Below are 12010 nucleotides of genomic sequence, written 5' to 3' on the forward strand. Positions count from 1 at the left end.
ATGAATTTATCAATGTTAAGAGCAAAAATTCACCGCGCCACCGTTACGGGAGCTGACCTTGATTATGAAGGTTCCGTCAGCGTCTGTCCGGATTTGATCAAAGCTTCTGGTTTATTAATTAACGAGCGCGTAGATATTTACAATTGTAATAACGGGGCCCGCTTTTCCACTTACGTGATCAAAGGAAAAAAAGGCGAAATCTGTCTTAACGGAGCTGCCGCTCGCCACGTTCAACGCGGAGACCTGGTGATCATCTGCGCTTACTGCGGACTGAATATGGACGAAGCTAAAAAACACGAACCTGCTGTGGTTTTCGTAGACGCTAAAAATCGCGTCAAAGAGAAGCGCAAAGAAGACAGAAAAAATAATAAATAATCAGCACCGGGCGGTTTACAACCGCCCTTCTTGAAGATGATTATTTACAGTAGCGGTATTGACTCATGATTGCGCGGGTCTTTTGCGCCCCAGAGATATCGCCACCACGACGTTTGTTCCAATCGTCACTGCGTAAAGGGCCCCAATAAGTTCCTTCAGGACCTTTTGATGTCGGCGTCATCAGTGTGTCGCGATTCTGCAATTCTTTCGCTAACAAATCGATACCACATTGAATGTTTTGATAAGGCACGTGAAGGTCGCGTGCTTTAGGACATACTGGTTTCCACACTTGCAGAAGTCCAATTGCGGTTCCGTTCGGCGCGTTGGGATTGTCATTTCGTGGGTTACAACTTGATTCTGAAGAAGCCATGGACATGATAATCCACACCCAATAAAGCTCCCGCTGGTCTTTAGACATCTTTGGATAATTCGGACACCACTTTGTGATATCGTCAGGAATATTTTCACCGAAAGAGTCTGGCTTCTCTTTAATCTGTTGAAGAGTGTAGGATCCCCATGAACCTAACTGACCTTCTTTATTAATAAAATTGTCGCAACCCTTGGCCATTTTTGCACTGGCATCAGATCCAACTTCCCGAGCGATGTTGCGATCAAGATCCTTTTCGTAAATAAAACCTTCTTTTTCGCGCGCCGCCCAGGCTGCATCCATGACGTCATAAGAGTTGTCTTCGGTTTTCTTCGAGTCCGCGCCCATGGCACTTTGTTTACCGCCACCACTGAACATATTCGTACAGAAGCCCATGATCAGCTGAAAGATACTTTGTTTTTGTGTTGCTGCAGCTTGCGCTTCTTGAGCTGCCAGCGCTTGATTTGCCGCCGTTTGCGCCGCAGCCGCTTGTTGTTGAAGCATGTAATTTTGCTGCGCTTGCATGGACTGGAAAATCGCAGTGGCATTCGCCGGGTTCGGAGCCGCCGTCGTTGTTTGCGCAAAAGAAAGCGCTGGAGCAAATGTTGCCGTAACAATTAGAATCTTGATGCGCATGTACGTCCCTGTCTCCATAAGGGACTTATCGGGAAACGCCCAAATTCCATGAATATTTCTGGGCTATTTACGAGGCCTGTTTCACTATGATACAGTCGCCGGATGGGTATTACGCTTCTTCAGCTTCAGGACGGCCACAAAGCCTATGGTCCAAAGATTCTATTCGATAACGCCACTTTCGCAATCAATGAAGGCGAACACGTCGGGGTCATCGGTCCCAATGGCGCTGGCAAAACGACTCTCTTTAAAGTTTTGGTAGATCAAGAACATCTGGATCAAGGAATCGTCACACGATCCCAACAACTTCGGCTGGGATACCTTGAACAAGAAGCTGAATGGAACGTCGACGAAAAGGTGGAAGAATACCTGGATAAAAACTGCATCAAGCCTCTTTGGGAATTAAAGCAGTTTGGACTCAAGCTAGGTTTGACGGAAGTGCATTTTCAATCGCATTTAAAACAGCTCAGCGGCGGCTATCGCATGCGCGTGAAGCTTCTTTATCTGATTGGCCAAGAACCCAATCTTTTGCTGCTGGATGAACCAACGAATTTTTTGGATCTGGAAACCCTCTTAGTCCTTGAAAGCTTTTTACAAGAGTTTAAAGGCGCCTTTCTGTTAATTTCGCATGATCGCGAGTTTTTACGTCGCGTCACCGACCATATTCTTGAAGTTGAATCTGGCGACATTGTGAAGTTTCCGGGAAGCCTGGACGACTACTTCGAACAAAAACAGATGTTGAACGAGATTTTGCAAAAACAAATTCTTTCCCAACAGGCAAAAAGAAAATCCATTATGGATTTCGTCACACGTTTCGGTGCGAAAGCCACCAAAGCCCGCCAGGCGCAAAGCCGCCTGAAGGCCTTGGAAAAGATGGAAGTCATAGAAATGAAAGCGGCTCCCACTCATTCACATATTCATATTCCACCGGCGCAACCAACCGGAAAGATGATTTTGGAGATTGAGAATGCAGATTGCGGATATGGCGAAAAAGTCGTTCTTAAAAATGTTTCTTTGCGTTTAGAACGTGGGAACCATCTGGGTATTGTCGGACTGAATGGTGCAGGTAAATCTACTTTGCTTAAATCACTGGGCGAACAGATTCCTTTAGTGAAGGGTTCCATCAAATGGGGCCATCAAGTCAGTTACTCCTATTTCGCACAGCACACACCGGAAGCTTTAAATCCCGAGCACACTGTTTTAGAGGCCATGGCTGCGACCGCTCATAAAGAAGTGACTCAACAAGATGTTTTAAATATCGCAGGAAGCTTGCTCTTTTCTGGGGACGCCGTTCATAAAAAAGTAAAAGTGCTTTCCGGAGGCGAAAAGTCCCGTGTGGCTTTGGGACAAATTCTTTTGCAAAAATCCCCACTCCTTTTGTTGGATGAGCCTACGAATCATCTGGACTTCGATACTGTCGAAGCCCTAACAACGGCTTTGGAAAAATACGAAGGCACGATTGTGACCGTCAGCCATGATCGAGGTTTTATCGGACGTGTTGCCAATAAAATCCTGGAAGTGAATCATGGCCTTTTGACTCTTTATCCTGGCACTTATGATGAATACGTCTGGAGTTTGCAAAAAGGTTTCTTGGCAGAAAGAACTTTTGAGGCGGCAGACAGCAAAGGGGCAAGCACGACCAAAAGCGACGAGCCCGCAAAGTTTAACTATAAAGAAGAGCGCAAACGCTTAGAAAATTTGATCAAAAAAGCTCAAAAGCAGATTGAAGATTGTGACAAGAAGATTGCCCAATTAGGGCAAATGCGAGATTCTTTAAACGAAAAACTAATGACGGCCTCTGGGGACAAGGCAGCGACGTTTGCAAAAGAGCTGCATGAACTGAGCGGTCAAATCGAAGATCTGGAATCTTCTATGCTTCAGGCGATGGAAGATCAGCAAAACTTCGAGACAGAACTAAAACAACTTGTAGGATCATAAATGTCGAGATGGATATTGCTGGCTTTGGCCTTGAGTTTGGTTTCTTGTGCAAGTTATTTCAAACGCAAAGACTGTGAATCAATCAACTGGTTTGAACATGGCAAAAAAGTCGCCTTGAGCGGAAAATGGCTGAATGCCGACGCCATGGTCACAGAATGTCGCAAGGTCGATGCAGAAATTCAAGAATCCCAACTGGATTTGGGATTTAAAAACGGCATGCAGATTTACTGCAGCAACACCAACGCCTATAACGTCGGAAAAAGCGGAGATTTCTTTTCGCGCGATCTTTGCGAAGGGCCTCAGATCAATGTTTTGCTGAATGAGCACAAAAAAGGCGTCGCAGCTTACTGCCACAAAACCTATGGCTTCACAGCAGGAACCTCCGGGAAGAAATATCAAAATATCTGTCCAAAAGATATGGAACCGGCATTTCTTAAAGAATATCGCCGCGGTCGCAAGAAGTATGTTGAAACTTTGATTTCGACTAAAGAAAGCGAAGTCCGTGAGCTCGACAATCGCATGCGCACGATGAAGTCAGATTTGAATTTTCAAAAAGGTCGCCTGACAGGCCTGCGCGGAGAATTGAATTCGTTAGAGACTCAAAAAGCTTTCGTTGCAAATAACAATCCCGCTCAATTGGGTTACATTGAAAATCGCATCAGCCAATTGAATTCAGATATCTCTTCTTTGAACTACGATATCTCTGGAAAAGAGAACGAAATTAAGAAGCTCGAGAATAATAGGAATTCAAAGCTGTCTGAAATCACCGGATTTAAAGAAGAGCTTCCTAGTTTAGACGAGTAATTAGTTCGGAACGCGGAACCATTCAATCGCGTCCACATAGGCTTTGGGTTGGTAAGCATTGGCCTGTTCACTCCAGTGAACTTCGCGCCAACCTAGGCTCTTGAACGAGGGATTTTCCACATCTCGCTTTTGAATAAACTCAAACACGTTAGAAACTTGCTCAAGCTCACTTTTCTTCATCAAGAGCGATGGCAAATGGAACTGAACAAACGCGATACCCTTGTTTTGAGCGCCGAAACCTTCGGCCCCTTCATTCAGAAAACGTGAATACTGAATTTCTCTATTAGTATCACAGTGATCCACCACCAAAAGCTTCTCAGTGATGTTGGCGTAATCCATCACATAACTGAAGTTATACCCACCACACTTTTCCACCACTGTACGGTTGGCTTTAATCTGGCCAAACGATTTTAAAGGAATTGGAAAACGTGACGGCAGCATCCAAAGATTGTCTTGATCTCGTAAGGCAATCTGAACCTTTGGTGAAGCTTTGGCTATCTTCATAAAATGCGCAAAGATAGCGGATTTTTCCGTCAAAGTCGTAGGGCTTACAAACAGAAGATCAAAGGACGCCTCGGCAAAAGCCTCTTGAAACCCGTGACTGCGTAACTCATTAGTGAAATTCGCCGCAAAGATCCGATGCGTTTCGGAATCCTTCATTGCCTGCGATGAAGCGAGAAAAGAATTTATATTCTTCATAGCTTCAGCCGCTTTAAGCAGTGTGGTTTCTTGAACACCTGCCAATCGGTGCATACCAATCAGTGGTAGAGCTGGCTGATGTTCGGAACGCAGAAGTCGGGGCAGATTCTGAACGAAGTTGAATCTTTCTCTGCTAGAAAGGCCTTTGTATGAATTCACCCAGCTCGTCACCAAAAGAGGCCTTAAACTTAACTCCACGACTTGCTGATCTACGGACAAATCTTCTTTGTGCTCTAAGCAAACAGCAAAGTGCTCTGACTGCTTCCAAGGAGATTCACAGTAAGCCGGGACCGATTTGATCACAAAAGGCCAGCGCACTTTACGAAGTGCTGTAGCAATCTTGGTTTGCGGATCACCTAAATCCAAATCACCATTCAAGAGATAGACTATAAAGTCGGTAATCACTTCTTCCATTAAAATCTGCTGCGCAAACAGGGCTTCATTACGTTCGCGGTACCAAATTTTCGCTAACGCCTTTTCTAAATGCCCTGGGGCCTCCAGAAGTTTTGCACCGATATATATTTGATGTCCTTGCACGCGGTACAAGTAAGGACGGTCTTCAAGAATCGTTAGCTGCACTTTCTTATAGAAAGGCTCGATGCTTTCAAGAAGCCTTTCCATTTGCTGCACACGATAATTCAAATCCTTCACCTGCTCACTGAAGTAAGCACTGAATGGGACATTTTTATTCAAAGCACAACGATAGATGCTCTCAGAAGAATCGGCCGACACCCTGTCAATTCTTTCGACAACCTTGGAATCAATACAGATCGGCCTCTTCGTCATCTGAAGAACCATCAGGCTAAGTAAGCCAAAACACACAAGACTGAGCGAGGTCAACCAACGGGCCAGCATATGAACTAGCTAAGATTGCAAAAGGTAGACCTCCTCAACCCCGATGTTTTCCAAGAAGACTTCGTCATGGGAAACCACCAAAAGAGCTCCCTTGTATTCGTTTAAGGCGGCTTCCAGAATTTCGAGACTTTGCAGGTCTAAGTTGTTCGTCGGTTCATCCAGAATCAGCAACTGAGGCATCGGTGCCGCCAGCAGGATTTTTGCAAGCCCCGCCTTCAGCTTTTCACCTCCACTCAGTGTAGCAACCGGCTGGTGCACTTTTTCTTTCATGAACTGAAAACGGGCCAGTTTGTTGCGCGTTTCAATTTCATCGTAAGCAGAAGTCTGCATCACGTTTTCCATCACCGTCAGATTCGGATCCAGCAAGGAATACTTCTGGTCTAAGAGTGCCACTGTCACCGCCCCCAGCTTGACCACGCCGACTTGTTCCACATTCCCTGGCAACTTTTTTAAAAGCGCCTGAATTAATGAACTTTTGCCACTTCCGTTAGCCCCTGCCAAAGCCCATCTCCGGTTTCCACGCATAAAGAAGGAAATGGGTTCTTCCCAAAGAAAATTTTCTCTTTGAGGATAGCGCAGGTTAAATTCATCCACTTCAATCACTAGCTTCCCTTCGGGTAAAGCCACGTCCGGAAGTTCCAGCCCCAAGAGGGTTTCCGTTTTTGCCTGAGACAGCAAAGTGCGGAACCCTTCTGTCGCGTTTTCCACACGCTTTTCCTCATGCACGTGAACCTTTGCATGAGTGACTTCGGCTCTTCTTTTTAAACCTCCCGCGACGATACGCGGGATACCGCCCTTGTCTGCGACTCGCTGACCTCGGCGCATGCGTTTTTCCTGCGCGTCCATTCTTTCGTGATACTCTTTTTCGATTTTCTTTTTTTCTTTGCGCGCCCGCTCGATTTTTACTTGCTGCAATTCCCTTTCGGCTTCTTTTAATTCTTGATAATGCGTGAAGTTCCCGCCGTAACTCGAAAGACCTTGGTTGGAAAGTTCCCAGATAGTATCGACATAATTTAGAAGTTCCCGATCATGGCTAATGACCAGCAAAGCTCCTTGATAGGCTTTCACAAAATCAATAATCATCTGCCGTCCAGCTTTGTCTAAATTATTGGTCGGTTCATCCAGAATCAGAAGTCCCGCGGGCGAAGCCAAGGCTTTGGCGATTCGAACGCGCGTCCATTCTCCTCCGCTCAAATTTTTGAGCGAAGATTCCAAAGAAAGGTTTTGTAAAAGAGCTCCCCAAATTGCGGGATCTGCATAAGGGCTTAGCCATAGCTCCATCAGGTACTCACCTACCGAGATATCCGCAGTTTCCGCGAACTGAGTTAAATAAATCACCGGATGCGAGCGCAAGAGGACCCCTGAAGTCGGCTCAAGCTCGCCGGCAATAATTTTGGCTAACGTGCTTTTACCAACACCGTTAGGCCCCACCAATCCGCAGCGGAGTGAGTTTAACGAAAATGAAATGTTTGAAAACAGCACTTCACCTTGAGGAAGCTCAAAGCTCAGTGACTGACCAGTCACCTGTATTAAATTGTTTTGCATGATAATATCCGTCCAACAGCCTGAGAGGCCTTAAGAAGTTCTTAGAATAAGGAATAATGACGGATTTAATTTCTCATAGACGTCGGGTTTAGAGCCCGACTGAACAAGACTAACACAGTCGAGTGCTTTTTTTCAATAGCCTACAGGCCAGGATTATATGTATGTCACAAATAGAGGCGCCTATTGCGTATTTAAGCCATCTTCTTTAAACCATCGGTATATCCCGGAGGACATTTATATGTCTAAATTCAAGATCCTTGCGATGGCACTGTGCCTGGCACCCATGACTTCAGTTGCTCAAAACAAACCTCGCCAGTCAGCCCTAGAGAATGCTGAATGGGTTTATTGGGCTTTGTCTCACACCTTCCCTGAATACAAAAAATCAATCGGACCAGATGCTTATGAATTCTATCTTCCGCAACTAGAGTGCAGATCTATCGATATACGCGAAGAAGGCGAACCCGTTATAAAAGTGGAATGCAACGGTCGACCTGCCACCGAGCTTTTTTTAACTTTGTTGAATGCAGGAGCCCCAGTTTCTCGCGAAAAAAACGGAGCTTCTCACATAAAGCTCCGCAATATCGCCTGTGGCGTTGAAGACTTAGGAGCCGAGCAGCCAGAATATTACTGCACGGCTATTCAATAATTTACCAGCAAGGCGCCGTCGGTTGAGACTTCGCCGTCACTTCTTTTAAAGAGCTAACAAGTTTATCATCTGAAGCGATTAAAATAATATCCTGAGCTTTTTCTTTGCCCTCAGCCAAAGCCCCTTCGCAAGCCGTTTTTCCGTCGACTACTGTCACTTTTTTAAGTACGCCAGGGATTGATAAAACTCCAGAAAGACCGAAGTCAGTTTTTCCTTCGGCTTCTACTTTCTTTAATACCAAATAATTTAAGCGGTACTTCGTTCCAACCTCAGGCTTTTCTAACCCTTTTGAGACCAACGGAAGAAGCTGCAATTTTTCGTTCTTTGAGTTCATCACTTCGACAACATCCTGACCATTCATATCATAGAAGACTTCCGTCAGCAGAGAAGACACTGCTTCAGCTTCTTTGACCGCCAAAGAGATCAGACGATATCCCGCATGGCCTGGAATTTTAAACACATCAGATCTTTCCACGTTCACGAGGCATTTTGAATTGCTGTCCGAACGCAAAGAAAAGCAGGTCGATTCTTGTCCATGAAGTTGCATGACAGCTTTAAAAAGAGCCTCTGCCTGTGCGTCTGTCAATTTCTTGGGGTTCGCGACTTCCGATGCTTTACCCAACTTAAATGAGAACAGACGCATATCGAAACCTGCATCTGTAAGTTCTTTCAAAAGATCTGCTTCTGTCAGCTGCACACCTTTTTGAGTAATCAGAGCCAAGACGCGGTCGATCCGATTTTCATCAGCGCGTTCCATCTTTCTACTTACTGAAGGAGCCGTTTTAGCGACTGTCGTGTCTGATTTCGATTTAGATTTAGAAGCTTCAATTCGAGCCGCCGCCGCTTGTTCTGGTGTTGGACTTTGCGCGAGCGCTTGGCACTCTGTATTGTTTAAGCTTTGCTTAGCTAAAGTACAAAGTTCCTGGCCCGAAAGATTGCGTAGAGAATAAAGACTCGTCAAATACTGTCTTAGAATAAGTTTCGCCTGTTCTTCAGAGGCGATCGTTACAAAGGCCTTGTCATCGACAAAAACTTCGAACTGCGTCTGGCGGACCACGGCCTGTTGATGACGAACTTCATACTCTTCCGAAATAAAATTCGAAATTGTCTTTAAATCTACTCCGCCGAAAATCCAATTTTTCAATGAAAACAAACCACTCCAAGGCACCTGCCCTGATTTTTCTAAAGCTTTAAAAAGTTCGGAAAGATGAGAATTGTACGCTGTTAAAACGCGTGGATCCTTAATGTTCTTAGAATATTTTTTGGCTACTTCCGTTTTCTTGGCTACGGACTCAGTAACTTGGGCTGCGGTCCCTTTTCCTGCGGCACGCACTGAGGCCTTGCGGCTAGTTTCTTGACAGGCTGACAAAACAAGGGAAGCCGAAACCATCAAAGCAGTCGTTAAATGCCAATATTTTCGAGTAGAGTCCATAGCAACACCTCTATAGACTTCTATTTTCAAAAGAAGTGCCCGGTCTCATTTTGAGATCCGCCACTTTTATCAACTCCTGACGAAGAGCCTCTTTGGAAACCGGTTTCTGTAAATAGCCATCAAATCCCTCGGCTAAACAACGCTCTTGATCGCCTTTCATCGCGTGGGCCGTGACCGCGGCAATTCGTCCTGAATAACGACGCTTTTTCAATTCGCGAAGTGCTTCAAAGCCATCCATGACCGGCATTTGCACGTCCATTAAAATCAGATCATAAGTTTTTTGCGAAGCTTTCTTAACGGCTTCAACACCATTTTCTGCGGTTTCTATACGCGACCGAGATATTCCAAATTTTTGAAGGTAGTGACAGAACAGCTCTCGATTATCAACGGCATCATCCACGACCAAAACCGATTTGATAGAGCTAAAATCATAAACCTGATTCACTCTGTGATTGTCAGGAACAACCTCTTTACTTGTCACAATATCGCAGGCTACGGTGATTAAGAAAACACTTCCTTTTCCCGCAACACTCTTGTCAAGAATCACGTCCCCACCTAGAAGCCTCGCAAGTTTTCGAGATAAGAATAGTCCTAAGCCGGTCCCACCGAACCGTCTGGTCGTAGAGCTATCGGCTTGAGCAAATGGTTGAAAGAGAAGATTCTTTTGTTCATCAGAAATCCCGATACCGGTGTCAATGACTCTAAATTCTAAGACACACAGATTTTTATCAATGGGGTCGGGCCGCCGACGCACATGAAGCTCCACCGAACCTTCATCCGTGAACTTGATCGCGTTACCGATTATATTAATAAGAATCTGTCGAAGACGTGTCGGATCTGTGCGGATATAGTCAGGAAGTTCGTCATACACGATTTTTAAAGACACGCCTTTTTCTTCCGCTCGCAAAGTCAGAAGATGTTCGATATCGGATAAAATTTCCCTTAAAGAAACGGCCAGCTTTTCAATTTCAATTTTTTGCGACTCTACTTTAGAGATATCCAAAATTTCATCAACGATTCGCAGTAGTTGCTGACCATTGCGGTAAATAGTTTCAACTGAATCTTTCATCTCAGAAGCCAGGCCATCTGCCTCTTGCAAAATTTCTGCGAATCCCAACATCGCACCTAAAGGCGTGCGAATTTCGTGGCTGACGTTGGCAAGAAACGCAGATTTCGCCCTGCTAGCCTCTTGAGCCTTGTCATAAAGACGTGAGTTTTCAATTGCAAGTCCTAGCCGAGAAGAAACTTCCTCCAGCAGTGGCAGATCCGCTTCCGTATAGCGAGGACTCTGCGGCTTATTCAGGAACGTAATAAAACCGATTGGTTTTTCATCGCGAATTTTGATCGGCGTAAAAGCAATCGAGCCTACAGCGATCGCCTTTTCACTTTCACGAGCACCGGTACCATAGGCTTCCTCCACATGAAAATCCAAGTTTTCACCTAAGATGATGTCTGCCTTCCCCGTCTTTAAAACTTTTCCCGGTCCAGTGTTAGAGTCCCACCTTAAAGGATGACGCTGGCGCCATAGCAACGCCTGACTTTCTTCTATCGGGTCCTGAGCCGCGCCTGCCGTCAGACTGATTTCCAGCCGTTGTTCATCTAAAAGATCAACGATACAGAGATCTGCTTTAAACGAAACGACTTTTCGACAGAATGCCTTAATAATTTTATCAAGTTCAAAAGATTGTGTAATTAAACTGATATCCGATAGAAAGCTCATTTCCTTAGCGTGATTTTCAGCCTGCGTTCTTGCGAACTCAGCTTGAAAAAGGGCCATCTTTTGCTTCTCGATTTCCTTTTCTTCGGTGATGTCTTCAGAAACTCCCAGCAAATATTGAGGCTCTTGGTTTTTTCCTAGAACAGGGATTTTTTTAGTATGCAGATAACGAACTCCGTTGCGGGTGTCGATCACCTCTTCAGGAATGTCGACCACGTTTTTTTGATTTAAAACGGCGCGGTCTTTAGAAGTGAAAAAGTCAGCCTGTTCTTTTGGAAAAAAATCGTAATCATTTTTTCCGATAAGCTCTTGTCTTGGCACACCCAAAAGGTCTTCTCCAGCACGGTTGAATCGAACAAAGCGTAAATCTTGAGCATCTTTAACAAAGACCATATTCGGAATATTCTCAAAAATGGCTTCAAAGAAGGCTTCGGACTGTTGTAGCTGTTGCGTTCTTTCGACAACACTTTCCTGCAAACTTGCTTTAGCTTCTTCTAATTCTTTTTCGGCGCGCTTAAGTTCGGTCGCATCAAGAACTAGGGCGATGACTGTTCCGTCCTGATATAAAGTCAGAGCCACTGAAACTGGAATGCGCGTTCCATTTTTATGAATGTACTGCTTTTCAAATCGTTTTACCGCATGCGTCTGCACAATTTCGGTGGCTGCTTTTTCACTGCGCGGAACATCTTCGGGAGCAGTCAGAATTCTCCAATTCAGTTCTCCCCTTTGCAGTTCTTCTCTGGAGTATCCTACCAGATTTAAAAAGTAGTCATTGGCCTCAACGATTTTCCCTTCCAGAGTGGTACACATAATACCAATCACGCCCGATTCAAATATCGTGCGATACCGTAGCGATTCGTCCGGACTCAGCGAAGAAGGCATAATGAATTCTCCAAACTTAAACGTAAGCCGCAGGGGCTTTGGCGACAACGGAATGTGTTTAGGACTGAAACTCAACATAAGCCCAGGCAAAGCCGGATTGTTGCGGATCAATTCCAG

The 12010-nt window shown here is 45.1% G+C and carries 9 protein-coding genes; 4 read left to right on the top strand and 5 right to left on the bottom strand.

Translation table 11 applies throughout. The annotated features are described in order from the left end of the window. On the top strand, positions 1–375 hold the full coding sequence (gene panD, locus AZI87_RS05210) for an aspartate 1-decarboxylase (RefSeq protein ID WP_063205330.1): 375 nt from the start codon (positions 1–3) through the stop codon (positions 373–375). A 40-nt stretch (positions 376–415) separates the two neighbouring features. Here panD and AZI87_RS05215 read toward each other — a convergent pair whose 3' ends face one another. After that, positions 416–1396: a hypothetical protein gene (locus AZI87_RS05215; protein WP_155722495.1), complete on the bottom strand. Its 981-nt coding sequence runs from the start codon at positions 1394–1396 to the stop codon at positions 416–418. An 84-nt stretch (positions 1397–1480) separates the two neighbouring features. Here AZI87_RS05215 and AZI87_RS05220 point away from each other — a divergent pair, with 84 nt between their 5' ends. Together AZI87_RS05220 and AZI87_RS05225 are read left to right on the top strand one after the other, a co-directional pair. Continuing rightward, positions 1481–3313: an ABC-F family ATP-binding cassette domain-containing protein gene (locus tag AZI87_RS05220; protein WP_063205332.1), complete on the top strand. Its 1833-nt coding sequence runs from the start codon at positions 1481–1483 to the stop codon at positions 3311–3313. Continuing rightward, on the top strand, positions 3314–4117 hold the full coding sequence (locus AZI87_RS05225; RefSeq protein ID WP_063205333.1) for a DUF2799 domain-containing protein: 804 nt from the start codon (positions 3314–3316) through the stop codon (positions 4115–4117). Here AZI87_RS05225 and AZI87_RS05230 read toward each other — a convergent pair whose 3' ends face one another. Both AZI87_RS05230 and abc-f read right to left on the bottom strand, forming a co-directional pair. Continuing rightward, positions 4118–5548, bottom strand: coding sequence for a hypothetical protein (locus tag AZI87_RS05230; protein WP_253696490.1), 1431 nt, complete (start codon positions 5546–5548; stop codon positions 4118–4120). A 132-nt stretch (positions 5549–5680) separates the two neighbouring features. Next, positions 5681–7216, bottom strand: coding sequence for a ribosomal protection-like ABC-F family protein (gene abc-f, locus AZI87_RS05235; protein WP_063205335.1), 1536 nt, complete (start codon positions 7214–7216; stop codon positions 5681–5683). Positions 7217–7454: 238 nt separating this feature from the next. On the opposite strand from abc-f, the gene AZI87_RS05240 reads away from it, so the two are divergent. Then, positions 7455–7862 carry a hypothetical protein gene (locus AZI87_RS05240; protein ID WP_063205336.1) on the top strand — a complete coding sequence of 136 codons (408 nt, stop codon included), beginning with the start codon at positions 7455–7457 and terminating at the stop codon, positions 7860–7862. 1 nt (position 7863) lies between these two features. Here the strand turns inward: AZI87_RS05240 and AZI87_RS05245 are convergent, their stop codons facing one another. After that, a complete protein-coding gene (locus tag AZI87_RS05245) occupies positions 7864–9294 on the bottom strand; it encodes a hypothetical protein (protein WP_063205337.1) in 1431 nt (476 codons plus the stop codon). Positions 9295–9304: 10 nt separating this feature from the next. After that, positions 9305–11893 (bottom strand): PAS domain-containing hybrid sensor histidine kinase/response regulator, encoded by a 2589-nt coding sequence (locus AZI87_RS05250; RefSeq protein WP_063205338.1) that lies wholly within the window; start codon positions 11891–11893, stop codon positions 9305–9307. Positions 11894–12010: the final 117 nt, after the last annotated feature.

It is taken from the genome of Bdellovibrio bacteriovorus (assembly GCF_001592745.1).
In the GTDB taxonomy this organism is placed as follows: domain Bacteria; phylum Bdellovibrionota; class Bdellovibrionia; order Bdellovibrionales; family Bdellovibrionaceae; genus Bdellovibrio; species Bdellovibrio bacteriovorus_B.